The sequence below is a fragment of the Streptomyces sp. NPDC050418 genome (assembly GCF_044458745.1).
Classification (GTDB): domain Bacteria; phylum Actinomycetota; class Actinomycetes; order Streptomycetales; family Streptomycetaceae; genus Streptomyces.
The window spans coordinates 96,308-122,806 of the sequence record NZ_JBITIG010000017.1 but is presented as its reverse complement, the minus strand read 5'-3'; the positions used below and the strand labels follow the sequence as shown (position 1 = coordinate 122,806).

General features: G+C 72.1%; 24 protein-coding genes. 9 read left to right on the top strand and 15 right to left on the bottom strand.

The window, feature by feature from the left end; translation table 11 throughout:
- Position 1: 1 nt before the first annotated feature.
- The 9 genes from cysD to ACIBI4_RS32920 all read right to left on the bottom strand — a co-directional run bounded on the left by cysD (position 2) and on the right by ACIBI4_RS32920 (position 8,419).
- Positions 2-937: a sulfate adenylyltransferase subunit CysD gene (gene cysD, locus ACIBI4_RS32960; RefSeq protein ID WP_399207877.1), complete on the bottom strand. Its 936-nt coding sequence runs from the start codon at positions 935-937 to the stop codon at positions 2-4.
- Positions 934-1,506 carry an adenylyl-sulfate kinase gene (gene cysC, locus ACIBI4_RS32955; RefSeq protein ID WP_399207876.1) on the bottom strand — a complete coding sequence of 191 codons (573 nt, stop codon included), beginning with the start codon at positions 1,504-1,506 and terminating at the stop codon, positions 934-936. The genes cysD and cysC overlap by 4 nt, the downstream gene beginning before the upstream one ends.
- Entirely contained in the window at positions 1,488-2,198 is a 711-nt protein-coding gene (locus ACIBI4_RS32950; RefSeq protein ID WP_399207875.1) for a phosphoadenylyl-sulfate reductase, read from the bottom strand. The genes cysC and ACIBI4_RS32950 overlap by 19 nt, the downstream gene beginning before the upstream one ends.
- Positions 2,195-2,392 carry a hypothetical protein gene (locus ACIBI4_RS32945; RefSeq protein ID WP_399207874.1) on the bottom strand — a complete coding sequence of 66 codons (198 nt, stop codon included), beginning with the start codon at positions 2,390-2,392 and terminating at the stop codon, positions 2,195-2,197. Before ACIBI4_RS32945 ends, ACIBI4_RS32950 begins: the two co-directional genes overlap by 4 nt.
- On the bottom strand, positions 2,389-4,083 hold the full coding sequence (locus ACIBI4_RS32940; RefSeq protein WP_399207873.1) for a nitrite/sulfite reductase: 1,695 nt from the start codon (positions 4,081-4,083) through the stop codon (positions 2,389-2,391). The genes ACIBI4_RS32945 and ACIBI4_RS32940 overlap by 4 nt, the downstream gene beginning before the upstream one ends.
- 197 nt (positions 4,084-4,280) lie before the next feature.
- Positions 4,281-4,364, bottom strand: coding sequence for a putative leader peptide (locus ACIBI4_RS32935; protein WP_352248988.1), 84 nt, complete (start codon positions 4,362-4,364; stop codon positions 4,281-4,283).
- Between the two features lie 139 nt (positions 4,365-4,503).
- Complete coding sequence (locus ACIBI4_RS32930) at positions 4,504-5,058, bottom strand: GNAT family N-acetyltransferase (protein ID WP_399207872.1); 555 nt, start codon at positions 5,056-5,058, stop codon at positions 4,504-4,506.
- Between the two features lie 100 nt (positions 5,059-5,158).
- A complete protein-coding gene (locus ACIBI4_RS32925) occupies positions 5,159-6,412 on the bottom strand; it encodes a GAF domain-containing protein (protein WP_399207963.1) in 1,254 nt (417 codons plus the stop codon).
- 369 nt (positions 6,413-6,781) lie between these two features.
- Positions 6,782-8,419, bottom strand: a complete 1,638-nt coding sequence (locus tag ACIBI4_RS32920; protein WP_399207871.1) for an acyl-CoA dehydrogenase family protein — start codon at positions 8,417-8,419, stop codon at positions 6,782-6,784.
- 17 nt (positions 8,420-8,436) lie between these two features.
- Between ACIBI4_RS32920 and ACIBI4_RS32915 the strand changes: the two genes are divergently transcribed.
- Complete coding sequence (locus ACIBI4_RS32915; protein ID WP_399207870.1) at positions 8,437-9,666, top strand: YihY/virulence factor BrkB family protein; 1,230 nt, start codon at positions 8,437-8,439, stop codon at positions 9,664-9,666.
- A gap of 59 nt (positions 9,667-9,725) precedes the next feature.
- Here ACIBI4_RS32915 and ACIBI4_RS32910 read toward each other — a convergent pair whose 3' ends face one another.
- Together ACIBI4_RS32910 and ACIBI4_RS32905 are read right to left on the bottom strand one after the other, a co-directional pair.
- Positions 9,726-10,568: an NAD(P)H-binding protein gene (locus ACIBI4_RS32910; protein ID WP_399207869.1), complete on the bottom strand. Its 843-nt coding sequence runs from the start codon at positions 10,566-10,568 to the stop codon at positions 9,726-9,728.
- Between the two features lie 74 nt (positions 10,569-10,642).
- Positions 10,643-11,503 carry a fructosamine kinase family protein gene (locus ACIBI4_RS32905; protein WP_399207867.1) on the bottom strand — a complete coding sequence of 287 codons (861 nt, stop codon included), beginning with the start codon at positions 11,501-11,503 and terminating at the stop codon, positions 10,643-10,645.
- 116 nt (positions 11,504-11,619) lie between these two features.
- On the opposite strand from ACIBI4_RS32905, the gene ACIBI4_RS32900 reads away from it, so the two are divergent.
- From ACIBI4_RS32900 to ACIBI4_RS32890, 3 genes are all read left to right on the top strand, one after another.
- Positions 11,620-12,549 carry an AraC family transcriptional regulator gene (locus ACIBI4_RS32900; RefSeq protein ID WP_399207866.1) on the top strand — a complete coding sequence of 310 codons (930 nt, stop codon included), beginning with the start codon at positions 11,620-11,622 and terminating at the stop codon, positions 12,547-12,549.
- A gap of 3 nt (positions 12,550-12,552) precedes the next feature.
- Positions 12,553-13,236, top strand: a complete 684-nt coding sequence (locus tag ACIBI4_RS32895) for a helix-turn-helix domain-containing protein (protein ID WP_399207865.1) — start codon at positions 12,553-12,555, stop codon at positions 13,234-13,236.
- A 79-nt stretch (positions 13,237-13,315) separates the two neighbouring features.
- Positions 13,316-14,296 carry an esterase/lipase family protein gene (locus ACIBI4_RS32890; protein ID WP_399207864.1) on the top strand — a complete coding sequence of 327 codons (981 nt, stop codon included), beginning with the start codon at positions 13,316-13,318 and terminating at the stop codon, positions 14,294-14,296.
- A gap of 13 nt (positions 14,297-14,309) precedes the next feature.
- On the opposite strand, the gene ACIBI4_RS32885 is transcribed toward ACIBI4_RS32890, so the two are convergent.
- Complete coding sequence (locus ACIBI4_RS32885; protein ID WP_399207863.1) at positions 14,310-14,732, bottom strand: VOC family protein; 423 nt, start codon at positions 14,730-14,732, stop codon at positions 14,310-14,312.
- 98 nt (positions 14,733-14,830) lie between these two features.
- Here ACIBI4_RS32885 and ACIBI4_RS32880 point away from each other — a divergent pair, with 98 nt between their 5' ends.
- Together ACIBI4_RS32880 and ACIBI4_RS32875 are read left to right on the top strand one after the other, a co-directional pair.
- Entirely contained in the window at positions 14,831-15,532 is a 702-nt protein-coding gene (locus ACIBI4_RS32880; RefSeq protein ID WP_399207862.1) for a 4'-phosphopantetheinyl transferase family protein, read from the top strand.
- Complete coding sequence (locus ACIBI4_RS32875; RefSeq protein ID WP_399207861.1) at positions 15,532-16,188, top strand: ThuA domain-containing protein; 657 nt, start codon at positions 15,532-15,534, stop codon at positions 16,186-16,188. The genes ACIBI4_RS32880 and ACIBI4_RS32875 overlap by 1 nt, the downstream gene beginning before the upstream one ends.
- Here the strand turns inward: ACIBI4_RS32875 and ACIBI4_RS32870 are convergent.
- Positions 16,162-19,101 (bottom strand): glycoside hydrolase family 2 TIM barrel-domain containing protein, encoded by a 2,940-nt coding sequence (locus ACIBI4_RS32870; protein WP_399207860.1) that lies wholly within the window; start codon positions 19,099-19,101, stop codon positions 16,162-16,164. The genes ACIBI4_RS32875 and ACIBI4_RS32870 overlap by 27 nt on opposite strands.
- Before the next feature lie 262 nt (positions 19,102-19,363).
- Positions 19,364-20,455 (bottom strand): ribosome small subunit-dependent GTPase A, encoded by a 1,092-nt coding sequence (gene rsgA / locus ACIBI4_RS32865; protein ID WP_399207859.1) that lies wholly within the window; start codon positions 20,453-20,455, stop codon positions 19,364-19,366.
- A gap of 337 nt (positions 20,456-20,792) precedes the next feature.
- On the opposite strand from rsgA, the gene ACIBI4_RS32860 reads away from it, so the two are divergent.
- The 3 genes from ACIBI4_RS32860 to ACIBI4_RS32850 all read left to right on the top strand — a co-directional run bounded on the left by ACIBI4_RS32860 (position 20,793) and on the right by ACIBI4_RS32850 (position 23,747).
- Complete coding sequence (locus ACIBI4_RS32860; protein WP_399207857.1) at positions 20,793-21,764, top strand: GNAT family N-acetyltransferase; 972 nt, start codon at positions 20,793-20,795, stop codon at positions 21,762-21,764.
- 136 nt (positions 21,765-21,900) lie between these two features.
- The gene (locus ACIBI4_RS32855) at positions 21,901-23,268 is read left to right on the top strand and encodes a DNA-3-methyladenine glycosylase 2 family protein (RefSeq protein WP_399207962.1); all 1,368 of its coding nucleotides are present in this window, start codon (positions 21,901-21,903) and stop codon (positions 23,266-23,268) included.
- The gene (locus ACIBI4_RS32850; protein ID WP_399207856.1) at positions 23,265-23,747 is read left to right on the top strand and encodes a methylated-DNA--[protein]-cysteine S-methyltransferase; all 483 of its coding nucleotides are present in this window, start codon (positions 23,265-23,267) and stop codon (positions 23,745-23,747) included. The genes ACIBI4_RS32855 and ACIBI4_RS32850 overlap by 4 nt, the downstream gene beginning before the upstream one ends.
- A 122-nt stretch (positions 23,748-23,869) precedes the next feature.
- On the opposite strand, the gene ACIBI4_RS32845 is transcribed toward ACIBI4_RS32850, so the two are convergent.
- The gene (locus ACIBI4_RS32845; protein ID WP_399207855.1) at positions 23,870-26,416 is read right to left on the bottom strand and encodes an immunoglobulin I-set domain protein; all 2,547 of its coding nucleotides are present in this window, start codon (positions 26,414-26,416) and stop codon (positions 23,870-23,872) included.
- Positions 26,417-26,499: the final 83 nt, after the last annotated feature.

Sequence of the window (26,499 nt, the reverse complement as noted above, 5' to 3'; positions counted from 1 at the left end):
ATTAGAAGTACCCTTCGCGCTTGCGGTCTTCCATCGCGGCCTCGGACAGCTTGTCGTCGGCGCGGGTCGCCCCTCGTTCGGTGAGCCTCGATGCGGCGATCTCGGTGATGACCTGGTCGAGCGTCACCGCGTCCGAGTCGACGGCGCCGGTGCAGGACATGTCGCCGACCGTGCGATAACGCACGAGACGCTTCACGACCGGCTCGCTCTCGCGAGGGCCGCCCCACTCGCCCGCCGTCAGCCACATGCCCGAGCGCGAGAACACCTCGCGCTCGTGCGCGAAGTAGATCTGCGGCAGCTCGATGTCCTCGCGGGCGATGTACTGCCACACGTCCAGCTCGGTCCAGTTGGACAGCGGGAACACGCGCACGTGCTCACCCGGCGCGTGCCGCCCGTTGTACAGGTTCCACAGCTCGGGGCGCTGGCGGCGCGGGTCCCACTGCGAGAACTCGTCGCGCAGCGAGAACACCCGCTCCTTGGCCCGGGCCTTCTCCTCGTCGCGGCGGCCGCCGCCGAAGACCGCGTCGAACTTCTCGGCGGCGATCTTCTCGGTGAGCGGCACGGTCTGCAGCGGGTTGCGGGTCCCGTCCGGACGCTCGCGCAGCTTGCCCGCGTCGATGTACTCCTGCACGGAGGCCACGTGCAGCCGCAGCCCGTGCTCGGCGACCACACGGTCGCGGTACTCGATGACCTCGGGGAAGTTGTGCCCCGTATCGACATGCAGCAGCGAGAACGGCACCGGCGCCGGCGCGAACGCCTTCAGCGCCAGATGCAGCATCACGATCGAGTCCTTGCCGCCGGAGAACAGGATCACCGGCCGCTCGAACTCACCCGCCACCTCACGGAAGATGTGCACGGCCTCGGACTCCAGAGCGTCCAAGTGGCTGAGCGCGTACGGGGAATCGGTCTCCCCGGCCACGGATGCGACGGTCGTCATGCCAGACCCCTCTCACTGAGCAGCGCGTGAAGCGCCGCGGCCGACTCCTGCACGGTCTGGTCCTGCGACTCGATCCGCAGATCCGGTGACTCCGGGGCCTCGTACGGGTCGTCGACCCCCGTGAGCCCGGAGATCTCGCCCGCCGCCTGCTTGGCGTACAGGCCCTTCACATCGCGTACGGAGCACACGTCGAGCGGCGTGGCCACGTGCACCTCCAGGTACGGCGTGCCCTCGCCCTGGTGCCGCTTGCGGACGGCCTCACGGCTGTCGGCGTACGGGGCGATGACCGGCACGAGCACCTTCACGCCGTTCGACGCGAGCAGTTCGCTCACGAACCCGATGCGCTGCACGTTGATGTGCCGGTCCTCGCGGCTGAAGCCGAGGCCCGCCGAGAGGAACTCGCGGATCTCGTCCCCGTCGAGTACCTCGACCCTGTGGCCCTCGCCGCGCAGCCGGCCCGCGAGCTCGTTCGCGATGGTGGTCTTGCCCGCGCTCGGCAGCCCGGTGAGCCAGATGGTGGCACCGGTCACGTCGTTCACTCCTGAAGTGGTCATCCGTGCAACCCGCATTCCGTCTTGTTGCGCCCGGCCCAGCGGCCCGAGCGCGCGTCCTCGCCCTCGGCGACCCGGAAGGTGCAGGGCGCGCAGCCGATCGACGGGTAGCCGTCGTCGAGCAGCGGGTTGGTCAGTACGCCGTGTTCGGCGACGTACGCGTCCACGTCGTCCTGCGTCCAGCGGGCGATCGGCGCGATCTTGACCTTCTGCCGCTTCTCGTCCCAGCCGACGACCGGGGTGTTCGCCCGGGTCGGGGACTCGTCGCGGCGCAGGCCCGTGGCCCACGCGTCGTACGAACCGAGGCCCTGCTCAAGGGGCTTGACCTTGCGCAGCGCGCAGCACAGGTCCGGGTCGCGGTCGTGCAGCTTCGGCCCGTACTCGGCGTCCTGCTCGGCCACCGACTGCACCGGCGTGAGCGTGATGAGGTTGACGTCCATCACCGCGCCCACCGCGTCGGCGGTACCGAGGGTCTCCGGGAAGTGGTAGCCGGTGTCGAGGAAGACCACGTCCACGCCGGGCATCGCCCGCGAGGCGAGGTGCGCCACGACCGCGTCCTCCATCGACGAGGTCACGCAGAAGCGCGGGCCGAAGGTCTCGGCCGCCCACGCGAGGATCTCCAGGGGCGACGCGTCCTCCAGGTCGCGTCCCGCCTGCTCGGCGAGTTCCCTGAGCTCGTCCTTCGTGCGTTCTGTCTGAGTCGTGGTCATATCCCGTCCCCTCCTGCGGAGTTGACACCCTGATCCGGGGTCCGCTGAACGCCCCGGGCGAGCAGCCCGAGGAACTTCAGCGAGAAGGCGCGGTTGCAGGCCGCGCATTCCCACGCGCCGTGGCCGCTCTCGTGCGGACGCAGATCCTCGTCCCCGCAATACGGGCAGTAGAACGGCGCCGCGCGCTCGCTCACGACAGGGCCTCTTCCGAGGCACGGGCGGTCCAGGTCGCGAACCGCTCGCCTTCCTCGCGCTCCGCCTCGAAGCGCTTGATGACCCGCTCGATGTAGTCGGGCAGTTCGGCCGAGGTGACCTTCAGACCGCGGACCTTGCGGCCGAACCCGGCCTCCAGACCGAGCGCGCCACCGAGGTGCACCTGGTAGCCCTCGACCTGGTCGCCCTTGTCGTCGAGGACCAGCTGGCCCTTGAGACCGATGTCCGCGACCTGGATACGGGCGCAGGCATTGGGGCAGCCGTTGATGTTGATGGTGATCGGCTCGTCGAACTCGGGGATGCGGCGCTCGAGTTCGTCGATGAGCGAGGCACCGCGCGCCTTCGTCTCGACGATCGCCAGCTTGCAGAACTCGATCCCGGTGCAGGCCATCGTGCCGCGCCGGAACGGCGAGGGGTTGACCCGCAGGTCGAGCGCCTCGAGGGCCTCCACGAGCGAGTCGACCTGGTCCTCGGCGACATCGAGGACCAGCATCTTCTGCTCGGCAGTGGTACGCAGCCGGCCCGAGCCGTGGGCCGCCGCCACCTCGGAGATCTTGGTGAGCGTGGCGCCGTCCACGCGGCCGACACGCGGGGCGAAGCCCACGTAGAAGTTGCCGTCCTGCTGGCGGTGCACACCGACGTGGTCGCGCCACTTGCCCACCGGCTGCGCGGGCGCGGGTCCGTCGACCAGCTTGCGCTCGAGGTACTCGTCCTCCAGGACCTGGCGGAACTTCTCCGTGCCCCAGTCGGCGAGCAGGAACTTCAGACGGGCGCGGGTGCGCAGCCGCCGGTAGCCGTAGTCGCGGAAGATCGAGATGACGCCCTCGAAGACCTCGGGCACCTCGTCCAGCGGCACCCAGGCACCGAGACGCTGCCCGATCTTGGGGTTGGTGGACAGACCGCCGCCGACCCAGAGGTCGAACCCGGGCCCGTGCTCGGGGTGTTCGACGCCGACGAAGGCGATGTCGTTGATCTCGTGCGCCACGTCGAGCAGTGGCGAACCGGAGATCGCGGACTTGAACTTCCGCGGCAGGTTGGAGAATTCGGGATTGCCCACGATGCGGCGGTGGATCTCGTCGAGGGCGGGCGTGCCGTCGATGATCTCGTCCTCGGCGATACCCGCGACGGGCGAGCCGAGGATCACACGCGGGGTGTCACCGCAGGCCTCGGTGGTGGACAGGCCCACCTCTTCGAGGCGGCGCCAGATCTCCGGCACGTCCTCGATGCGGATCCAGTGGTACTGGATGTTCTGCCGGTCCGTGATGTCGGCGGTGCCGCGCGCGAACTCCTGCGAGATCTCGCCGATCACCCGCAGCTGCTCGGTGGTCAGCCGGCCGCCGTCGATGCGGACGCGCAGCATGAAGTACTTGTCGTCCAGCTCCTCCGGCTCCAGGACCGCCGTCTTTCCGCCGTCGATCCCGGGCTTGCGCTGGGTGTACAGACCCCACCAGCGCATGCGTCCGCGCAGGTCATTGGGGTCGATCGAGTCGAAACCGGTCTTGGAGTAGATCGTCTCAATACGTGTCCGCACATTGAGACCGTCGTCGTCCTTCTTGAACTGCTCGTTGCCGTTGAGCGGAGTGAAGTGACCGACGGCCCACTGACCCTCACCGCGGTGGCGTCCCGGCCGGCGGCGTGGGGCTGGTGCGGGCTTTTCGGGGTTGGCGGCCATGAGTGTGTCCTTCACTGCTGACATCGGGTACCGGCGCGGAGCGCCGTCGATCAGGGGTGGTGGTCGGGCGACGGGTGGGCGGCTCTGACCTGCGCAGATGCTTGATTTTGGGCGTACGGAAGTACACGCGCGTCATTGCGCCAGGTCATCAAGAAGAGAGGTGGAGCTAGGGGAATCGCGGTGTCGTGCTGAGATCGTCAGCGCGCCGGACAGATGGCGCTGGACACACGGCCGAGGTCGACGTGACGCCGACTCACCAAGGCAATTCCAGCTCGAGACATGACGGAAGCGTGGCATGGGACTTTGGACCCAGTCCAGCGTAGTCCGTAATGTGGACATGGATGTCCCGCATCGCGAGACAGTGTGGCCCCGGTCACGCTGGACGCATCTGTCCAGGTCACCGGGGCCGAGGGGGACGTGTCACCACTCCTGCGCGGGCCGCTCGGCCTCCTGGGCCACCTTCGTGTCGAAGAGCCGGAAGCCCCGCCGCTCGTAGTTGCCCATCGCGTGCTCGCCGTCGAGCGAGCAGGTGTGCAGCCAGACCCGCTTCGTCGGGGTGCGCCCCGGCCAGCGGTCGGCCAGGTCCCAGGCCCGCGCCGTCCCGTACGAGAGCAGATGGCCGCCGATGCGGCGGCCGCGGAAGGCCGGGATGAGCCCGAAGTAGAGGATCTCGACGACGCCCTCGTCCTGGGCGTCGAGCTCCACGTAACCGGCCGGCGTCCCCTTCTCGTACGCGACCCATGTCTCGACGCCCGGGCGCTCCATGTGCCGCTGCCATTCGGCGCGGCTCAGCGCGAGGCGGTCCGTCCACTGGATGTCGCCGCCGACGGCCGAATAGAGGAAGCGGCTGAAGTCGGCGGACGGGACCTCGGCGCGCTCGATCCGCACGCCGGCGGCGGGCTCCGGCTCGCGCGCGGGCCGCAGGTCGGCGGGCGAGGTCTGCTCCAGGGACCAGGTGGTCACAGTGATGCTCATACCGCACAGCGAATCACACCGCGCGGCGGCGACTCACGCCTCGGTCCGGAGGCCCAGGCCTCGGTCCGGCGGCTCACGCCTCGGTCACGCGCCTCACACCTCAGCCCGCCTCCCCGCGCCGCGCCCGCACCACCGCCGGTGCCAGTGACTGCGGCAGCAGGTCCGCCGGGTCCCGCGGCAGGACCAGCCTGACCTCCGTGTCCTCGCGGAAGCGGTACGGGCGGCCCTCCAGGAGGCCGGACAGATAGCGGCGGATCCGGGACAGCTCGGCGCGCACGGTCACCGCGCGCCCGGGATCGCCGAAGAGCTCCCCGGCCAGCGCGGGCGCCGTGTGCCCGGACGGGGCGGTGGCCAGGAGATAGAGCAGTTCGGCGTGCCGGGGCGTCAGCTCATGGGTCCAGCTGCCCGCGTCGCCGTTCACCGTGACCGTCCACCGCCGCGGGCTGCTCACGTCGAGCACCACGACCGCGGAGGCGCCGACCGCGCTGCCCCCGTCGTCGTCCGGCCGCAGCAGCCAGCCGCCCGGCAGCGGCTCGACCCGGCACGCGCCGATCGCGGGCAGCCAGACCTGCCCGGGCCCGAAGCCCTTCGGCAGCGCGACCCGGTCGGCGGGCGCCATGCCCGTGACCGCCGCGGTCCAGCCGTGCAGGTCGACGACGAGCGCGCGGCCGGTGATCCCGGCGAGCAGCGGCACCGCGATCGTCCGCAGCCGGTCGAGCACGCCCAGGTGCCGGGTGCGCAGCTCGGCCTCCGCGAGCCGGGTCACGGAGTGCACCAGGGCGAGCGTCGCCGGGTGCATCGTCTCCAGGGGGCCGCTGACATCGACCACGCCGATGAGACGGCCGTCCCGAGGGTCGGTCAGGGGCGAACCGGCGCAGGTCCAGCTGTGATGGGTCCGTACGAAATGCTCCGCCGAGAAGACCTGTACGGGGCGGCGGGTGACCAGCGGTGTCCCCACCCCGTTCGTGCCGACCGTGGCCTCGGTCCAGTCCGCGCCGAGTTCGAAGCCGTGCCCGTCCGCCATCCGCAGCACCGCGGGCGAGCCCTCGCGCCACATGACGCGGCCCTCGGTGTCCGCGACGACCATGATGTGCTGCGCCGCGTCGGCTATGGACACCAGTCCGCCGCGCAGCTCGTCGAGGACCGCCGTGAGCCCGGAGCCGCGGCGCCGCTCCTCCAGCTCCTCCGGGGAGAGCAGCCCCGTGCGCACATCGCGGTCCGGATCGACGCCGCCGCGCAGCATCCGGCCCCAGGACTCCTCGATCACCGGGCGCGGTTCGACCGCGTGCCGCTGCCCCGACAGCGCAGCGTCCCGTACCCCCTTGAGCACGCGGGCCGCCCGGACGGAATCCATCGCCGCCAGCCTGACCAGGTCGATCGTCGCATTCGTCACCGGAGCCTCCCACAACGCCAGTGCGCATCGTGCTTCACCGGCCGCCCGTCCGTTCCCCCCGGAAGGGGGGATTCGTTCGCTCCCGCGGACGGCGCCCGCGCAGGGCGCCTACGGCCACATGACGATGCAACCCCTTGCAACGCTCGCGAACAAGCGCACGGTTGACCGAAAATGAACGGGCCGCCGCTTCTGCGGCGTTCATGCCCTCCTGACGTACGGGGCCATGAGGCGGGGATGGTGCCGTGTCGGCGCAGCATCATCCCCGCAACCAGAGCGATCGGAGTGACCGGAGCAACCGGAGCGACCGGAGCGACCGGAGCAACCGGAGCGTCAGCCCACGGGCCGCGCCCGTTCGACCACGGCCGCCAGGTCGAGCGAGTGGGGCAGTGTCCCGAACGACACCCCCCAGTCCCGCCCGAGCCGCGAGGCGCAGTACGCCGCCTCCATCTCCGGCGGCGCGAACCGTACGAACAGCGACCCCATGAGCACCACGGCCATCCGCTCCACGAGCCGGCGGGCGCGGGCCTCGACGCCGGCGCCGATGTCGGAGAACTCGACGAGCAGCGAACGGATCGCCGCGTCGAGCCGCAGGTCGACCCCGCGGGTCTGTCCCACTTCCTCCAAGTACGCGGTGAACGAGGACGGTTCGCGCTGCAGGACGCGCACCACATCGAGCGCCTGTACGTTCCCGGCGCCCTCCCAGATCGAGTTGAGCGGCGACTCGCGCAGCAGCCGCGGCATCCCCGACTCCTCCACATACCCGTTGCCGCCCAGGCACTCCAGAGCCTCCGCGACCAGCGGAGTGCAGCGCTTGGTCACCCAGTACTTCGCGATCGGCACCGCGAGCCGCAGGAACGCCAGCTCCTGCTCACCGCCGTCGTCGTACGCCGCCGCGAGCCGCAGCGCGAGCATCGTCGCCGCCTCCGACTCGACGGCCAGATCCGCCAGCACGTTCTGCATCAGCGGCTGCTCGACGAGCAGCGCGCCGAACGCCCGGCGGTACGAGGCGTGGTGCACCGCCTGCGCCACGGCCTGCCGCATCACCGCCGCCGAACCGGTCACGCAGTCGAGCCGGGTCGCCGCCACCATCCCGATGATGGTGCGCACCCCGCGCCCCTCCTCGCCGACCCGGCGCGCCCAGGTGCCCGCGAACTCGACCTCGGCGGACGCGTTGGACCGGTTGCCCAGTTTGTCCTTGAGGCGCTGGAGCGCGAACGGATTGCGCGTGCCGTCGTCGAGGACCCGCGGCACGAGGAAGCACGTCAGCCCGCCCGGCGCCTGCGCGAGCACCAGGAACGCGTCCGACATCGGCGCCGAACAGAACCACTTGTGCCCGGTCAGCGTGTACGTCCCCGCCTCGGCGAGCGGTTCGGCACGAGTCGTGTTGGCCCGAACGTCGCTGCCGCCCTGCTTCTCCGTCATCCCCATCCCGACGAGCGCACCGGCCTTGCCCGCCACGGGCCGCAGCGCCGGCTCGTACACGTCCGACGCCAGCTTCGGCTCCCACAGGGCGGCGAGCGCGGGATCATTGCGCAGCGCGGGCACCGCCGCGTTGGTCATCGACAGCGGACAGCCGTGCCCCGCGTCGGTCTGCGTCCACACCAGGAACCCCGCGGCCCGCCGCACGTGACCATGCTCACGGGTCCACGCCGAGGTCAGACCCGCCGCGACGCCCTTGCCGAGCAGCCGGTGCCAGGCCGGATGGAACTCCACCTCGTCGATCCGGTGCCCGTACCGGTCATGGGTACGCAGCCGCGGCGGATGACGGTCGGCCTGAACTCCCCACTCCTGGGCCTGGACCGACCCGGCCGCGCGCCCGAGCTCGCTCAGCTCCCGGCGTACGGGGGCGTGCAGCCGCTCGGGCAGATGGCGCTCGACGCCCTCCGTCAGGGCGCGGTCGGCGGCGAACACGTCGTATCCGACCAGCGGCTCGGCCTGGTTGGTGACGGTGTGGGTGGGTGCGGTCATGCGGATACGGTAAGGACGTGCACCAGGCAAAAGAAACACCCGAGCGGCCCTCGGGGCGGCTCCACCGGGCCCGCGCCGTTTACCGCAACGTGTCCAAGCGCAGGACCGCCTGGCTGCTCCTCAAGGACACGGTCAACTCCTGCATCGAGTACCGCATTCTGGGCCTGGCCGCGGAGGCCGCGTTCTTCACGCTCCTGTCCGTGCCGCCGCTGCTCCTGTCCCTGGTCGGGCTGCTCGGCTACGTGGACGCCTGGACCGGCGCGGAAACCATTCAGTCGGTCCGCGAGAACATCATCGAGGCCGCCCGTACCGTCCTGTCCGACAAGGGCGTCCACGACATCGCGGAGCCGATCCTCGACGACGTCCTCAAGGGCGGCCGGCCCGATGTGATCTCGCTCGGCTTCATCCTCGCGCTGTGGTCGGGCTCGCGCGCGGTCACCGTCTTCATCGACACCATCACCGTCATGTACGGGCTCGACGGCGTCCGCGGCATCGTCAGCACGAGGCTGCTCGCCTTCCTGTTGTTCCTTGTCGCGCTGGTGATCGGCTCGGTGGCGCTGCCGCTGATGGTGGCCGGGCCCGACGCGGTGCTCCAGGTCGTGCCGATCAGCGACGGCGTGGTGCAGGTCCTGTACTGGCCCGTCGTGATCGTGCTCGGCATCGTCTTCCTGACGACGCTCTACCACGTGTCCGTGCCGGTGCGTTCGCCGTGGATCGAGGACGTGCCGGGCGCTCTCGTCGCCCTCGGGATGTGGGTCCTCGGCAGCTTCCTGCTGCGGATCTACCTCACCAACACCGTGGAGGGGCCGACGATCTACGGCTCCCTCGCCGCCCCGGTCGCCGTCCTCCTGTGGATCGGCGTCTCGGCCTTCGCGGTCCTGGTCGGCGCGGCGGTCAACGCGGCGATCGACCGGGTCTGGCCGTCCATCGCCACGGCCGCCGCGCGCGAGGCCAACGAGCGGATAAGGGAGGCCAAGGCGGCCGATCTGGTCGCCCGTGCGGCCGCCGCCCGCGCCGCGCAGGAGGAGGACGACCCGGATGATCCGGACATGCCCTCCGAATTCCCCGAGCGCTGGGCGCAGTTCCTGCCCCCGGACGACGTCAGCGCCCGTCTGCGGACGCACGCGAAGCGCCACGGGGAGCAGCGCGGCCCGAAGCACGCGTCCCCGAAGCACCCCTCAGCGAAGGACTCCTCGTCGGGAGACCCGTCCTCGAAGGATGCTCCGGGGGAGCGCAGCGCGCCGTAGCGCCGTACTTCAGGAAGCGCCGTACCTCAGGGAGCGCCGTACGTCAGGGAGTCAGGGCCTCAGTCCTTCCACGTCCCGGCCGCCACGTGCTCGCGGACGAAGTCCTCGAACGAGCGCGGCGCACGGCCGAGGGCCTCCTGGATGCCGTCCGTCAGCTGCGAATTGTGGCCGTCGAGCATCGTCTCGAAGAGCTCCACGAGGAACGCGACCTCCGCCTCGGGCACCCCCATCTCGGCGAGGATCTCCCCGAAGGCCCGCGCCGGCACCGGGATGTACGGGATCTCCCGGCCGGTCGCCGCGCTGATCTCCTCGACGGCCGTACGGAACGAGAGCAGGCGGGGCCCGGTGACGTCGTACGACCGGCCCACGTGCCGGTCGTCGCTCAGCGCGGCCACGACGAGATCGGCGATATCGCGTACGTCGATGAACGGTTCGGTGACCTCGCCGCCGGGGAACGCCAGCTCACCGGTCGCCCGCAGGCTGCCCAGCAGGTCGCCCTCGCTGAAGTTCTGCATGAACCACGCGGCCTGCACGATCGTCCACTCGGCGCCCGATTCGCGCACTGCGCGCTCGGCGGCCTCGGCGTGCGTCTCGCCGCGTGCGGAGAGCAGCACGATCCGCCGTACGCCCTTCTCGACGGCCTTGGCCGCGAGGGCCGCGACATCCTCGGCGGCCTGCGGGGCGCCGATGTCGAAGTAGTACGCGAAGTAGGCGGCGTCCACGCCGTCGAGCGCCGCGTCCCACGTCGAGCGGTCCGTCCAGTCGAACGGGACGGCCGCGGAGCGCGATCCGCGCCGCACACGGAACCCGGCCAGTTCGGCGGCCTCCGCAACTACGCGCCCGGTCCGGCCGGTCGCCTGGGTCACCAATACGGTCTGCTTGCTGTTCGTCTGCTGTGTCATGCCTCCAGTGAACTTCGGCGGCCCGCCCGCTCCCATCGCCGAGGCGCTCGGGGGCATACGCGTGCGTCTTGCTCTCAGAGAGCGAGTACGGCGTGGGCTGCGTCCAGTGTCCGTCCGACGTAGTTGTGGCCGAACAGGGCGGTGTGCACCAGGAGTGGAAAGAGCTGGTGGAGGCGGATGCGGGCCTGCCATCCGTCCGACGGCCGGGCGATCTGCCCGTAGCCGTCGAGGACGGCGGACAGGTGGGGGCAGCCGAAGAGGTGGAGCATCGCCAGGTCGGTCTCGCGGTGACCGCCGTGCGCCGCCGGGTCGATCAGATACGCGGGCCCTTCGGCGCTCCACACCACGTTGCCGTTCCACAGGTCACCGTGCAGCCGGGCCGGTGCTTGAGGCGGTCCCGCCACCTCCGGAATGCGGTCGCAGGCCTGCTCCACGAGCCGCGCCGTGGCCGAGTTGACGATCCCCTGGTCCAAGGCGCTGCGCAGATACGGCAGCACGCGCTGCGTCACGTACCACTCGGGCCAGCTGTCACCGGTGACGTTGCGCATCGGCGCCTGGCCGATGTACGCGTCCACCGGACCGCCGGGCGGCGCCGCCCCGAACCCGGGCGCGCCCGCGGCGTGCAGCCGGGCCAGGGAGCGGCCCAGTTCGACGGCGGCGTCACGCGTCGGCGGTCCCTCCGCGATCCGCTCCGTCACCAGCCAGCACGCGTCGTGCCCGAGCACCGTGGGCACCCGCACCGTGCCGGAGTCGGCGAGCCAGCGCAGACCTGCCTTCTCGGCGCGGACCGCGCCCGGCGCGTCGTCCCGTTTCACCATCACCCGCCGCCCGTCGGCGAGTCGGACCTCGCTGAGCGCCGTAGAGACGTTCCGTGCGTCCGTCGCCGCCTGTCCCGTGTGAAGGGCGGCCGCGGCGCGGGGATCGGCGGGGAGCATGCCGTCAGCGTACGGCGGGACGGGAGGACGGAGGGTGGTGGGTGGTAGGCGGTGGTGCAGTGGTGCGGTGGGCGGCGGGCCTTCGCCGGATGCGCGGCGCGGCATACGCTGGGGCCATGGACGCTCTCGCCGGCTTGCTGGAAGGCCCCCGCGCCAAAGGTGCGTTCCTCATCAGGGCCTGTTTCGACCCGCCGTGGTCCGTACGGATCGAGGACGAGGCGCCGGTCAGCGTGATGGTGATGCTGCGCGGCGAGGGCTGGCTGATCCCCGACGACGGCGAGAAGCTCCACATGGGCACCGGTGACATCGCCATCGCCCGCGGCCCCGCCCCGTACGTCTGCGCCGACGACCCGGCCACGGAGCCGCGCGCGGTGATCCTGCCGGGCGGCCTCTGCGCCGCGCCGGACGGCCGCGAGATGAAGGACTACCTCGACCTCGGGACGCGCACCTGGGGCGGCCGGACCGACGGCGAGGCGGTGATGCTGGTCGGCACGTACCAGCCCGCGGGCGAGATGAGTTCACGGCTGCTCGACGCGCTGCCGCCGCAGCTTGTACTGCGCGAGGAGGTCGCCGACTGCCATCTCCTGCCGCTCCTGGAGGAGGAGATACTGCGCGACGAACCGGGCCAGGACGTCGTGCTCGACCGTCTCCTCGACCTGCTCCTGATCACCTCGCTCCGCGCCTGGTTCGCCCGTCCCGACGCCTCACCGCCCGCCTGGTACAAGGCGCTTGGCGATCCTGTGGTGGGCGCGGCGCTGCGCCTCATCCAGGACGACCCGGCCCACCCGTGGACGGTCGCCGAGCTCGCGACGAAGGCGGGTGTCTCGCGCGCGGCGCTGGCCCGGCGGTTCACGGAGCTCGTCGGCGATCCGCCGATGGCCTACCTCACCGCGTGGCGGCTTGCCCTGGCCGCGGATCTTGTGCGGGACACGGACCTGACGCTGAGCTCGATCGCCCGGAAGGTCGGATACGGGAGCCCGTTCGCCCTGTCGACCGCGTTCAAGCGGGCGTACGGGGTGAGCCCGGTGGAGCTGCGGGAGGGGTGAGGCGTGTACCGCGAGCGCGCGTCGGCGTTTCCCGGGGCCGTCGTCTGGACCGCGAGCCGTACGGGCGGGCAGGCCCCGTACCCCGTCCTGCCCGACGGCTGCATGGATCTGCTCTGGTCCGAGGGGCGGCTGATCGTCGCAGGGCCCGACCGCCGTGCCTATCTGCCGGAGAGCGGCGCGGACGTGTCCGGGATCCGTTTCGCGCCCGGCACCGCGCCCGCGCTGCTCGGCGTTCCCGCGCATGAACTCCTCGATCAGCGCGTCGAGTTGAGCGAGCTCTGGCCCGCCGGCCGCGTACGGCGTCTGGCCGGGCGGATCGGCGCGGCGGGCGATGCCCGGACGGGTCTTGAGGAGCTCGCGCTCACCCTCGACACCGCCCCGCCCGACCCCGCACTGCGGCACACGGCGAAGCTCCTGGCCGAGGGCGCGACGGTCGCGGAGGCCGCGGCCGTGACCGGCCTCGGGGCCCGGACCCTGCACCGCCGCTCCCTCGTCGCCTTCGGCTACGGCCCCAAGACCCTCGCCCGCATCCTCCGCCTCCAGCGGGCGCTCGGCCTCGCCCGCGCCGGAGTGCCCGTGGCCGCCGCGGCGGCGGCCACGGGCTACGCCGACCAGGCCCATCTCTCCCGCGACGTACGGGACTTGACGGGAATGACCCTCGGCGCCTTGCTCGCACTCCGCTCCTGAACGGCCCCCGTCGCCGAGCAGGCCGACGATGCCTGCGGACGCCCGTACAGGACAGGCTACTGGGCAGTACTGTCCGTACATGAACAAGTGGCGAAGCGCACGCACACGTTTCCGAAGGTCCCTGTTCGGCACCGCCGCCTGTGCCGCCGCGGTGACCGTCCTGGCCGCCTCCACGCCCGCGGCCGCCAAGACCGGCCCCGAGCAGAGCAACTTCATGCCCGCCCTCGGCCATTCGATCCTCAACCTCGACCTCGACCCGCCGGGCGCCAACGACTGGAGCTGCCGTCCGGACGCGGCCCACCCGCGCCCCGTCGTCCTCGTCCACGGCACATACGAGAACCGCTACAACAACTGGGCCCGTATGGCACCCCGGTTGAAGGACCAGGGCTACTGCGTCTACGCACTCGACTACGGCGACACCGACGACGCGGGCGTGAGCCTGGGTGCCGCCGTCAAGGGATACGGGGACATCAAGCAGTCCTCCGGGGAACTGGCCGCCTTCGTGGACAAGGTGCTCGCCGCGAGCGGCTCGAAGCAGGTGGACCTCGTAGGGCACTCCCAGGGCGGGATCCTGGCCCGCTGGTACGTGCAGGAACTCGGCGGCGCGAACCCGGCCGACCCGTCGGGGAACAAGGTCAAGAAGGTCGTCCAGCTCGGCACGCCCAACCACGGCACGACGCTCAGCGGCATCGAGACGCTCGCCGACGCCTTCGGCATCCTGGAGTCCGGCGCGCAGATGCTCGGGAAGGCGGGCGTCCAGATGTACGAGAAGTCCGAGTTCATCAAGGAGCTCAACGCCCGCGGTGACACCGTGCCCGGCGTCGACTACACCGTCATCGCCACGAAGTACGACGAGATCAGCACCCCGTGGCGGAACGGGTTCCTGACGGCGGGCCCCGGGGCGACGGTCCGCAACGTCACGTTGCAGGACGGCTGCCCCGTCGACCTCTCCAGCCACATGGGCCTGTCCTACAGCCCGCGCGGGATCGGCCTGGTCGAGCAGGCCCTGGACACCTCGGCGCCGGCGGCCCCGTGCGTACCGCAGGCGCCCATCCTGTGAGGAGCCCGCGCGCTCACTGATCCGGGAGAGGCGCGAAGAGATCCACACCGTTCCCGTCCGGGTCGAGGACCGTCGCGTACCGCTGTCCCCAGAACGCGTCGAACGGCTTGAGCTCGCTGCCGTATCCGGCCGTCGTGAGCGCCTCGTACTGGGCGTCCACGGCGGCCGGGCCGTCGCACAGGAACGCCAGGCCGATCCGGCCCGCCGAGGCGGGCGGCCGCCAGTCCGGCATGAACGAGCGCAGCGTCGCCTCCGTGTCGAGGGCGAAGCGGAGCCCGCCCGGCAGCGTCACCTCCACGTGCGGGGCCTGTTCGGCGCCCTCGGGGAAGGCGAGCCCGAGGCGCCGGTAGAACGCGACGGACGCGGCCATGTCCGAGACGACGATGCCGATCATGTCGAAGCGAGGGGTGGGCTGCGGGGCCTGGTTCGTGGTCATGCCCCGACCGTATGCCGATCCGCACGCGGGCGTCTTGAAGGAATCGGACACCGCGGGCGGGCGGGGAGCGGACACGGCATGCGCATAGAGTCGGGCGGGTGAGCGAGATCCTCCGGTTCGGAACGGCCGCCCTGCCGGCCGAGCCGCCCACGGCCCCCGCGGTCTGGTCGGTGCGCGGCCTCGCGGGCCGGGCGCCCGTCCTCGACGCCGAGGAGCGGCGCAGGGCCGCCGGCTTCCGGCGCGCCGAGGACCGCGAGACGTACGAGGCCGCGCACACCGCCCTGCGGGTCCTCACCGGCGCGTACCTCGGAGAGGACCCGGCGGCCGTACGGTTCGTCCGCGAACCCTGCCCCGGCTGCGGCGGCCCGCACGGACGGCCCGCCCTCGCGCACGGCCCCCTGCACTTCTCCCTCTCGCATACGAGAGGACTCGCCCTCCTCGCCTTCGCCCTCGCCCCGGTCGGCATCGACGTCGAACTGCTGCCGGACGAAGCCCTCGTCACCGACGCGGCGGCGGCCCTGCACCCCGACGAACAGCGGGAGCTGCGCCAACTGCCCGCTCCCGGGCGCCCGTTGGCGTTCGCGCGCTGCTGGACCCGCAAGGAGGCGTATCTCAAGGGCACGGGCGAGGGCATCGCCGACGGGGGGCTCGCCCGGACCCTCATGGGGACCGGGCCCCGCCCGCTGCCGGTCGAGGGCTGGACCGTCATGGACCTCGCCGCACGCACCGGATGCGCGGCGGCCCTCGCGGTCGCGGAGCCGTCCGTGGAGCCGCCGAAGCCGACGCAGGAGGAACCCTGATGACACCTCCCCGCACCCGCCTCCTCGTACACACCCGCACCACCGGCTACCGCCACGCGTCGATCCCGGCCGCGCTGCGGGCCGTACGCGCCTTCGGCCACCCCGTCGACGCGACCGAGGACCCGGCGGCCCTCGAACGGGACCTGTCCCCGTACGCCGCCGTCGTCTTCCTCCTCACCAGCGGCGACATCCTGAGCGACGACAGCCGCATGGCGCTCCGCGCGTACATGGACGGGGGCGGCGGCTTCGTCGGCGTGCACTCGGCGGCCTGCACCGAGACCTCCTGGCCGTACTTCGGCGAGCTGCTCGGCGCCCGCTTCACCCGCCACCCCGCGTACCAGCCGGGCCGCGTCCGCGTCACCGACCGCACGCATCCCGCGACCGCGCATCTGCCGGAGCGCTGGGAGTTCACGGACGAGTGGTACGACTTCGACCGCCGTCCCGCGGACGCCCGCGTCCTCGCCCACGCCGACGAGACCTCGTACGACCCCGAAGGCGGCGGCATGGGCGCGGACCATCCGCTGGTGTGGTGCCGGGAGCAGGGCGCGGGCCGGGTGTTCTGCACGGCGCTAGGCCACGCGGAGGCGGCCTATGCCGACCCGGACTTCCGCGCCCATCTCCTCGGCGGCCTACGCTGGGCGGCGCGGCTCCTGTGACCCGCGGACGGAGAACTGGACGGCGAGCCGAGCCGGCCGCGTGGCGTCGAGCCGGTGGTCGGGAAGCACCCCCGGACCACAGGACTCACTGCCGATGCCGTGGTGCGCCGCGTCGAGGTGCAGCCACACCGTGTCGCCTGCCACCAGGTCCGTGCGGTGCGCGGCCGCGTCGAGCTCCGCGGTCGACCAGGGGCGTGCCGTGAACGAGAACGTGCCGCCGTCCACGAGCAACGGCCGTTGCCCGTCGGTGAGTTCGAGCCACCGCACGTCGGCGCGCGCCCCGTTCTCCTGCGGCCGGACATAAGGCGTCTGCAGCTCCGGCACGCTCGCCGACCAGATGCCCTGCATCGCCGCGGAGCCCGTGTCCGGATAGGACTCGCCGGGTCCCGCGCCCCACCAGGTCGTACGGTCGTACGCGGCGGGCAGTCCGAGCCGCACCCCGATCCGGGGCAGCGGCACCTTCCACACACCCTCGGGCTCGACGTCCGCGCGCAGGGCGAGCCGGATCCCGTTGGAGATCCAGTGGTACGTGACCCGCAGCGCGAGATCGCTCGCCGCGGGCGCCACCCGGGTCCGTACCGTCAGAGCGTCGGTGCCCGACTCCACGGCATCCACCCGGTGGTGCATCCGGTCCAGGCCCAGCGCCCGCCACTTCACCGCGACCGACGAGCCGGTCAGCCAGGACATCCCGTTGTCGTTGTCCGTCGGCGCCCGCCACACGTCGAGTCCGAACCCGCGCACCGGGATCCCGCCGACGGCGAGCAGCGTGCCAGTCCGCGCGTCGAACGTGCCGCTGCCGAGCGTGATCCGCGCCCCGTCCGCGACCGGGGCGCTGCCGCCCGGGACGGGAGCGCCCATGCCGTACTCCACGGGCAGTTGGGCCCACGCCACCAGGTGCCCGCGCGCCGCCCACGCGGTGTCGCGCGCGAGCCGCGCCCGCAGCGTCCACTGCGTCGCCGCGTCCGGATCGCGGCGCGGCGGCTCGGGCAGCTTGACCTCGGTGCTGCCGCCCGCGGGGACGGCGGGCACGTCGAGGACGCCTTCGCGGACGGTTTCGCCGTCCTTCTCGTACGACCACGTGAAGGTGAGGTGCGAGAGATCGACGACGTCGTACAGATTGCGGATCGTGACGACGCCTTCGTGACCGTCGCCCTCCATCCGCACCGGCTGGATCACGGACTTGAAGTCGAGCAGGCCGGGGGACGGGGTGCGGTCGGGGAAGAGGAGGCCGTCGCAGACGAAGTTGCCGTCGTGGAGCTCCTCGCCGTAGTCGCCGCCGTACGCGTACCCGAACTCCTCGTGCGCGAGGCCGTGGTCGATCCACTCCCAGACGAAGCCGCCCTGCAGCCGCGGATACCGCTCGAACAGCGCCTGGTACTCGGCCAGTCCGCCCGGGCCGTTGCCCATCGCGTGCGCGTACTCGCACTGCAGGAACGGCAGGCCGCGGCGGCGCGCGTCGAGACCGGCGTCCGGGAGCGGGTCCTCGGCGCCGCGGCCGATCGCGTCGACCTCCGCGTGGTCCGCGTACATCCGCGAGTAGAAGTCGGTGTCCTTGCACGACAGATCGCCCTCGTAGTGGATCGGCCGCGACGGGTCGCGCTCACGGATCCAGCCGGCCATGGCGGTGAGGCCCTCGCCGGTGTCGCACTCGTTGCCGAGCGACCAGATGACCACCGACGGATGGTTCTTGTCGCGCTCCACCATGCGCGCCGCCCGGTCGAGCAGCGCCGGCGTCCAGCGCGGGTCGGCGACCGGGTTGCCGTGCCAGCCCACCGCGTGGAAGCCGTGGGTCTCCAGATCGCACTCGTCGATCACCCACAGGCCCAGCTCGTCGCACAGGTCGAGGAAGGCGGGGTGCGGCGGATAGTGGCTGGTGCGGACGGCGTTGATGTTGTGCCGCTTCATCAGGAGCACGTCCTCGCGCATCGTCGCGAGATCGAGGGTGCGGCCGGTCTCCGGATGGAACTCGTGCCGGTTGACGCCACGGAAGAGCAGCGGCCGCCCGTTCGCCTTGATCAGACCGTCCTCGACGCGGACGGTTCGGAACCCGACCCGCAGCCGCACCCGCTCCCCGCCCGTCACCAACTCGCCCTCGTAGAGGCGGGGCTGCTCGGCGGACCACGGTTCCGCGGCGACGGTCACGCTCTCGCCGCTCGCGATGTCGATCCCGAGCCCGGGGATCAGCACGCGCCCGGCCGGTTCGCTGTCGACGCGCAGGGTGCCGGTCCCGCTGTCGTGGTCGTACGAGGCGTGCACGAAGTGGTCGCGGACCGCGTCCTCCGGCCGGTGCAGCAGCGTCACGTCGCGGAAGATGCCGGGCATCCACCACTGGTCCTGGTCCTCCAGATAGCTGCCCGATGACCACTGGTGGACACGGACCGCGAGCACGTTGCCGCGCGGCCGCAGCAGTGGGCCGACCGCGAACTCGTGCGGCAGCCGCGACCCCTTGAACTCACCCAGCTCCGTGCCGTTCAGCCACACCCGGGCACAGGACTCCACGCCGTCGAAGCGGAGCACGGCCCCGCCGTCGGACGGCCAGCCGGCGGGCAGGTCGAAGCGGTGCAGATGGTCGCCGGTCGGGTTCTCGGTGGGGACGTACGGCGGGTCCAGCGGGAAGGGGTAGAGGGTGTTCGTGTACGCGGGGGAGCCGTACGTGCCGTCGTGCGTGCCCTGCCCCCGTCCCTGCAGCACCCAGTGGCCCGGCACCCGCACCTCGTCCCAGGCGGACGGGTCGAAGTCCTCGTGCGCGAACCCGGTGTCCAGGGCGGCGTGTTCGGAGAGCCGGAAGCGCCAGGTGCCGTTGAGGGAGAGCCGGGCGGCGTCGGATCCCGGCGGCCAGGCGCGCGGCGGCAGGGTGCCGGTGCCCGGGGAGACGTCGACGAGGTACGCGATGTCGTTGTCCGCAAAGGTCATACATCGGATCCTCACCCGGTCCTGGGCCCCGCGGAAGGGCCCGAGGCTTGGACATACGGGCCAATGATTGGACGAATGCGCGGGCATGACGAAGGGCCCGTCGGTCAGGCCGCCACAGCCGGCCGACGGGCCCTTCCACCCCGGTGCCCGGCCAGGCACCGGCTCCGCCGGTACGGGGGTGCCGACAGCAACGCCCCGTACCGGAAGCAGGGTTGAACGGATCAGACGGATGGAGCAGGACCGTGCGGATGGCGCACGGCGGTCAGTGGAGCCTGCGCCCCTTGGCCTCCATGGCCGCGCGGCCGATGGCCTGCTTCATCTTCCAGTCGCGGCGGATCTCCGCGCGCAGCCGCACGTCGGTCTTGGCGAGCAGCCGCTGGTTCTCGCGCAGCAGCTTGCGGTAGCTCTCCAGACGCCGCTCGGACAGCGAACCGTCCTCCAGCGCGGCCAGCACCGCACAGCCCGGCTCCGCCTCATGGGCGCAGTCGTGGAAACGGCACCGCTCCGCCAGCTCCTCGATCTCCGAGAAGACCTGGCCGACACCGGACTCGGCGTCCCACAGCCCGACACCCCGCAGACCGGGAGTGTCGATGAGGACCCCGCCGCCGGGCAGCGCGAGCAGATTGCGCGTGGTCGTGGTGTGCCGGCCCTTGCCGTCCACGTCACGGATGGCCTGGACCTCCATGACGTCCGCGCCGAGCAGCGCGTTCGCCAGCGTGGACTTGCCCGCGCCGGACGGGCCGAGCAGCACGCTCGTACCACCCGAGATGACGGCCTGCAGGATCTCGATGCCCTCGCCCTCGGCGGAGCTGACGGGCAGCACCTGCACTCCGGGGGCGGTGGACTCGACGTCCTCGACGAGATAGGAGAGCGCCACCGGGTCGGGCACCAGGTCGCACTTGGTGAGCACGATCAGGGGCTGGGCGCCCGACTCCCAGGCGAGCGCCAGGAAGCGCTCGATCCGGCCGAGCTCCAGGTCCCCGGTCAGGGGGACCGCGATGATCGCGTGGTCGACGTTGGCGGCGAGGATCTGGCCCTCGGACCGCTTGGACGAGGTGTTGCGCACGAAGGCCGTGCGGCGGGGCAGGCAGGTGCGCACCAGCGGCGGGTCGGCGACGGTGTCGACGGCAGCCCAGTCACCGGTGCAGATGACCTTCAGCGGATCGCGAGGCGTGACGAGCGCGGTGTCGGCGCGCAGCGTGCCCTCGGCGGTCACGATGTCGCACAGCCCGCGGTCGACGCGCACCACACGGCCCACGGTCAGGCCCTGCTCCGCGTACGGCGCGAAAGCGGCCTCCCAGTCCGTGTCCCAGCCGTGGCCGGTCAGGGGGTGGGAGGAGGAAGCGGTATTCAACTCAGGGGGACCCTTCGAAGGGAAGTGGCCCCGGCAGTGCGCCGCTCAGCGGCGGCGCGAGGTTCGTTGTGGGATCAGCCGGAGACCACGAGGGGGTGGGTGATGGTCTTCTGCGTGCGGACGTGGTCCGCCGGGGTGACGACAGTCATCAGTCACACCTCCCGGTTCTCCAGCGCTGATGGTCAGGGCCGCGGCCTGGTGGCGGCGCGGTCCTTCGTTCGACGGGATGAACGGTAACGCGGTGGGCGGGGGCGGCGCCAAATGTTTTTCGCGGGCACCCCGCCGGCCGCAAAAAGATCATTGACGGGGTCGGGGGCCCTGCCTACTGTCGGCCTCCATGCCTTCTGACGCTGCGCACGCAGACCTTGTCCTCCGCCCCATAGCCGGGCCCGAGGAGATCGACCTCTTCAACTCCCTTCCGTACACGATCAACCACGAGCTGGCGGACGACCTCGCCGAGGACCGCCGCCGCGCGGGCTGGATGTGGCTCGCGCTGCGCGGCGACCGTGTGGTCGCCCGCCTCGCCTGGTGGGCACGGACCGGGACGGGGGAGCCGCTGTTCCTGGACATCCTCGACATCGACGGCACGGACCCCGAAGCCGCCGACGCCGCCCGTGCCCTGTACGCCGCGGCGTCGGCCGCCGTCCTTCCGGCAGGGGCGACGCCCCCCGAGTACGAGCGCTTCATCCCGGCCGACTGGCGTGAGGAGCCGGTCGCGCGGCGCGCGGTCGAGACCCGTATGGAGGTCCTCGAATCCGCGGGCGCCCGTCTCGTCGTCGAGCGGCTGCGCCTGGAGTGGCGCCCCGGTACGGAGCTGCCGCCCCGCGACCCCCGGCTCGCCTTCCGCCCCGCCCTGGACGACGCCGAGCTGCTCGCGCTCCAGACCCGCACGCTCGAAGGGACCCTCGACTTCCACAGTCAGGACGACCTGAAGAAGATGCCGGCGGCGGAGGTCGCGCAGCAGCAGTGGGACGACGAGTTCGCCCGGTACACGACGCCCCGTGAGTGGTGGCAGATCGCGACGCTCGCGGACACCGGTGAGGCGATCGGCTTCGTGATCTGCGCGCACAACGGGTACAACCCCGTGCTCGCGTACATCGGCGTCGTGCCCGAGCACCGGGGCAAGGGCTACATCCACGGCATCCTGGGCGAGGGCACCCGCATCCTCGCCGCCCAGGACGTCCCCCGCATCCGCGCGGCGACGGACCTGGGCAATGTGCCGATGGCGGCGGCGTTCGCGCGCGCGGGGTACGTGAACTTCGAGCGGGCGATCAATATGGCTTGGGACACCAGCCCCGCCGGCGTGTGAGGCGATCTTTCAGCCCCTGCGGCGCTTGAGCAGATGCGAACGTAGGCCGGGTGTGGGGGTTCCGGGGGAGCCCCTGGAACCCCATGTCCGATTCCCGCCAGCGACAGCACACCGCGGGGCCCACACTGGACGTGTGATCGACCAGGAAACCGCCTACGAGGCGGTACGCAGCAGGGACCCCCGCTTCGACGGGGCGTTCTTCTTCGCCGTGTCCACGACCGGGATCTACTGCCGCCCGAGCTGCCCGGCCGTCACCCCGAAGCGCCCGAACGTCCACTTCTATCCGACGGCCGCCGCGGCCCAGGGCGGCGGTTTCCGTGCCTGCCGGCGCTGCCGCCCGGACGCCGTCCCCGGCTCCGCCGACTGGAACGCGCGCGCCGATGTCGTCGGCCGCGCGATGCGCATGATCACCGACGGGGTCGTGGACCGCGAGGGCGTGCCGGGCCTCGCGACCCGCCTCGGCTACAGCGCCCGCCAGGTCCAGCGCCAGCTCACCGCCGAGGTGGGCGCCGGACCCGTCGCCCTGGCCCGCGCCCAGCGCGCCCACACGGCACGCGTCCTGCTGCAGACCACCGTGCTGCCCGTCACGGACGTGGCCTTCGCCGCCGGTTTCGCCTCGGTCCGCCAGTTCAACGACACCATCCGCCAGATCTACGCCCGCACCCCGAGCGAGCTGCGCACGGAGACGGGCACGAAGACCGCCAAGCCCGCCGCGAGCGGCGCCGGCGTACCGCTGCGGCTCGCCTACCGCGGCCCGTACCACGCGGCCTCCGTCTTCGATCTGCTCGCCGCCGAGGCGATCGACCGGATCGAGGAGGTCACGGGCGGGCCCGGCCGGCGTACGTACCGCCGCACCCTCCGCCTCCCGCACGGCACCGGCATGGCAGCCGTCGACGAGCACGCGCCGGGACCCTGGCTCGAGGCCCGGATCCACCTCACGGATCTGCGCGACCTCACCACCGCGGTGCAGCGGCTGCGGCGGCTCTTCGACCTGGACGCCGACCCGTACGCCGTCGAGGAGCGCCTGTCCGAGGACCCGCGCCTGGCGCGGCTGATCGCCGAGCGCCCGGGCCTGCGCTCGCCGGGCGCCGCCGACCCGCAGGAGTTCGCCCTGCGCGCGGTCCTCGGCCGCGTGGAGTCCGAGCGCCTGCTCGACCAGTACGGCACCCCGCTGGCCAACCCCTGCGGCACCCTCACCCACGTCTTCCCCGAAGCCGCCGTCCTCGCCGGTGAGTTGCCCCTCGCGAAGGCGCTCACCGACGGCACCGTACGACTCGATCCGGGAGCCGACCGCGACGACGCGGCCGCGGAACTGCGGGCCGTCGCGGGCGTCGACCCGCACACCGCCGCCGCCATCCGCACCCGTGCGCTCGGCGACCCCGATGTCGCACCGCCGGACGAGGAGTCCGACGACCTCTGGCGCCCCTGGCGCTCCTACGCCCACCGCCACCTGCAGACGGACCGCAACGAGACGGACCGCAACGAGAGGGACCAGCAGCAATGACCACGTACTACACGACCGTGCCCAGCCCTCTCGGAGAGCTGCTGCTGACCGGCGACGGCAGCGGTGCGCTCAGCTCCGTGTCCGTGCCGGGCCAGAAGGGCGGCCGAAGCGTCGAGGACGGCTGGGTGCGCGCGCCGGAGGCCTTCACCGAGGCCGAACGGCAGCTCGGGGCGTACTTCCGGGGCGAACTCAAGGAGTTCCACCTGGAGTTCCGTACCGACGGCACCGCGTTCCGCGAGCAGGTCTGGGCCGCGCTCGACGCCGTCCCGTACGGCGCCACCACCACGTACGGCGACATCGCCCGCACCATCGGCGCCTCGCGCGCGGCGGTACGGGCGGTCGGCGGGGCGATCGGCGCCAACCCGCTCCTCATCGTCCGCCCCTGCCACCGTGTGATCGGCGCGGACGGCTCCCTCACCGGATACGCGGGCGGCCTGGAGCGCAAGGAGCGGCTGCTCGGCCTTGAAGGGGTGCTCTGACGCGCTCTCGAAGGGGTGCTCCTACGAGCCCTCGAAGGGTGCTCCGAGCCGAGCCGAAACGCAGCGTCGACCCGCCGGGCCGCCACCCGGTGAGTCGACGCCTGTGCCGGAGAACCGGCTCCCTACGTGGCGAGCCCGCCCCCGTCCTCGGATTCGGCACCGGCCCCGGTACGACGGGTCCGCCGTACCGCGTACCAGCCTCCCGCGACCAGCAGCGCGGCCGCGGCGGCGAGCGAGGCGACGGTCGCGCCCGTCGAGGCCAGCGAACCGCTGCCCGCACCGCCCGTACCGCCGACGGACCCGGCCGACGAGCCGCCCGCCGAACCCGCGCCACCGCCGTCGGCGCCACCGCCGTCCGCACCGCCGGATCCCGCGCCGCCCGCGAAGTCGACCGCGACGCGCACGTCCTGCGAGCGGTCGGCCGATTTCGTGTGGTCGGCGCGCGTGGCGATCACGCACTTGGTCTTCAGGCAGTCGGTGTACTCGTCCTTGGCGTCCACGGTCAGCTCGACCTCGAACGCACCGTCCTTGCCGTAGGGCTTGGCGATGTCCTCGTAGCCCGCCGGCGGATCATTGCTGATCCACACCGACGCACCGCCCTCACCGGTCATGTCCGCGCCGCCGACACACGGGGTGGGCACCTCGCCCGCTCCGTTGTCGACGCACAGGGCGACGTAGATGCCGATGGACTCGTCGTAGCCGGTGCCGGAGATCTGCACCTTCTGCTGCTCGACGGCCAGGTCGTGCACCGGGGTCACGGTGAGCTCCTGCCCCTTCGGGCCGGTGCCCTTCCCGGTGCCGTTCGGCTCCTCGCCGCCGCCGCTGCCGCCGTCGGATCCCTCCGAACCGCCGCCCGGTGCCTCGGCGTCGACCGTCAGGGTGGCCGCGCGCGTACGGGTCTTGCCGGCCGCGTTCTCGAACTCGGCCCGGTACTGGTAGCCGTTCTGCCCGGCCTTGGCGGCGAAGTCGAAGGTCTTCTCCGTCGCGCCTTCGACGTCCTTCCAGGTCTGCCCGCCGTCCGGGCTGACCTGCCACTGGACGGACGGTTCCGGCTCGCCCTCGGCCTCGGCCGACAGGGTCACGGCGTCTCCGGCCGTGACGGACAGATCGGTCGGCGCCTCGACCACCTTCGGCGAGGTCTGCCGTACGAAGCGGTGGAGCGTCCCGTTCAGCGGGTTGCCCGTGTAGACGCTGCGGCCGCCGTCGGCGACCTCCACGACCGCGGAGCCGAGCCCGCCGTCGTACCCGTCGAGCGCGAGAGTCTCGGCGGCCTTCTCGAGGTCGCCGGTGTCGCTGACGGTCAGTTCGCCGTTGCCGTCGGAGCCCGCGTCGCCACTGTTCGCCGGGTCCTGCCAGACCGTGTAGGCGCGGTTGCCGGCGAAGGCCACATCGGAGGGCAGGTCCACGCCGTTGCCGTCGACCGTGCCCTTGGGCGTGCCGTCCTGGCCGAACACGTGGAGCCCGGTGCCGTGTCCGTACCAGACCGAACCCGTCGCCGGGTCGACCTCGAGCAGCCGCTCGGACGCGTCGCCGACGGGGAGTTCCACGGTCCTGGAGACGGTGAACGTGCCCGTGTCGACGCGGTACAGCTTCTTGTTCGCCGGGTCGGCCCACCACACGGCCTTGCGCGCGGCGTCCACCGCGAACAGGGCGCCGCCGTCCAGGGTCAGTGACCGCTTGACGGTCCCGGTGGCGGTCTCGATCTCGCCGAGCACCGGGGGCGCGGACTTCTGACTGACGAGCGTGGTGCCCGCGGTGACGCCGGGACCGACGTCGCCGACGGTGCTGCCGGTCAGCCACAGGCCGTCGGCGTTCTCGTCCCCGTCCTTCGCCCACGCGAGTCCGCGCAGACCCCAGGTGAAGACCACGCCGTCACCGGGCAGGGCGTCCGCGATCCGGTTGACGATCATCGGGCCGAGCGTGCCGTTGGCCCGCGGGCCGTTCTGGACGTACGTCCTGAGCGCGCCGGTCGCGGGGTCGAGGACGTACAGGCCCTGCTGCATGCCGTCCTGGTCGAGCAGATCGTTGGCGGCCGCGTAGAGCTTCTTCGACTCCGGGTGGACCAGCAGATCGGTGACACGGCCCGCCGTATTGGCCGCGAAGCCCGCGTCGGCGCGGTAACTCACCGTCCCCTCGGGCCCATCCACGCCTTCGCCCGGATCGCCCGGGGCCTGGCCCTCGAACGTCACGGGGATCCGGACGTCCTGGGAGCGGTCGCCGGGCGCGCGGTGGTCGACCCGGGTGACCACGGAACATGTCACCTTCGTGCAGTCGAGCCCGCCGTCCTTGGCCTTCAGCTCCAGATCGACGGCGAAGGAGCCGTCCGGGCCGTAGGCGTCGGCGAGTTCACCGACGTTGGGGTCGTTCGCGGGCACGATCCACGCGGAGGATTTCGTGCCGCCCTCGACGGCGGCGCCGCCGACGCAGGGCGCCGGGACGCGGCCCGCGCCGTTGTCCCGGCAGAAGGCGACGTAGATGCCCTTGGACGCGTCGTAGCCCTCGCCCGTGATGTGGACCGTCTCGCCCGCCGGGTCGAGGCCGGCCGACTTGGCGACGGTCAGTTTCTGACCGTTCTCGCCCAGGCCGGTCTTGGCCGAGTCATCGGCGGCGGCCGGGCCGGTGAGCAGGCCCGCGACGGCCGCGCCGAGCGTGAGCGCGGCCGCGGTCACGGCGGCGGTCCTGCGTCTGCGGCGGGTCGTCTCCCGCCTCGTTCTCGGTGATATCGATGTCATGGAACGTCAACTCCGCAGGG

Coding starts and splice junctions, on each gene's coding strand:
- cysD (WP_399207877.1), bottom strand. CDS start 937: ATGACGACCGTCGCATCCGTGGCCGGGGAGACCGATTCCCCGTACGCG.
- cysC (WP_399207876.1), bottom strand. CDS start 1,506: ATGCGGGTTGCACGGATGACCACTTCAGGAGTGAACGACGTGACCGGT.
- ACIBI4_RS32950 (WP_399207875.1), bottom strand. CDS start 2,198: ATGACCACGACTCAGACAGAACGCACGAAGGACGAGCTCAGGGAACTC.
- ACIBI4_RS32940 (WP_399207873.1), bottom strand. CDS start 4,083: ATGGCCGCCAACCCCGAAAAGCCCGCACCAGCCCCACGCCGCCGGCCG.
- ACIBI4_RS32935 (WP_352248988.1), bottom strand. CDS start 4,364: ATGTCTCGAGCTGGAATTGCCTTGGTGAGTCGGCGTCACGTCGACCTC.
- ACIBI4_RS32930 (WP_399207872.1), bottom strand. CDS start 5,058: ATGAGCATCACTGTGACCACCTGGTCCCTGGAGCAGACCTCGCCCGCC.
- ACIBI4_RS32925 (WP_399207963.1), bottom strand. CDS start 6,412: ATGGATTCCGTCCGGGCGGCCCGCGTGCTCAAGGGGGTACGGGACGCT.
- ACIBI4_RS32920 (WP_399207871.1), bottom strand. CDS start 8,419: ATGACCGCACCCACCCACACCGTCACCAACCAGGCCGAGCCGCTGGTC.
- ACIBI4_RS32910 (WP_399207869.1), bottom strand. CDS start 10,568: ATGACACAGCAGACGAACAGCAAGCAGACCGTATTGGTGACCCAGGCG.
- ACIBI4_RS32905 (WP_399207867.1), bottom strand. CDS start 11,503: ATGCTCCCCGCCGATCCCCGCGCCGCGGCCGCCCTTCACACGGGACAG.
- ACIBI4_RS32900 (WP_399207866.1), top strand. CDS start 11,620: ATGGACGCTCTCGCCGGCTTGCTGGAAGGCCCCCGCGCCAAAGGTGCG.
- ACIBI4_RS32890 (WP_399207864.1), top strand. CDS start 13,316: ATGAACAAGTGGCGAAGCGCACGCACACGTTTCCGAAGGTCCCTGTTC.
- ACIBI4_RS32885 (WP_399207863.1), bottom strand. CDS start 14,732: ATGACCACGAACCAGGCCCCGCAGCCCACCCCTCGCTTCGACATGATC.
- ACIBI4_RS32875 (WP_399207861.1), top strand. CDS start 15,532: ATGACACCTCCCCGCACCCGCCTCCTCGTACACACCCGCACCACCGGC.
- ACIBI4_RS32870 (WP_399207860.1), bottom strand. CDS start 19,101: ATGACCTTTGCGGACAACGACATCGCGTACCTCGTCGACGTCTCCCCG.
- ACIBI4_RS32860 (WP_399207857.1), top strand. CDS start 20,793: ATGCCTTCTGACGCTGCGCACGCAGACCTTGTCCTCCGCCCCATAGCC.
- ACIBI4_RS32850 (WP_399207856.1), top strand. CDS start 23,265: ATGACCACGTACTACACGACCGTGCCCAGCCCTCTCGGAGAGCTGCTG.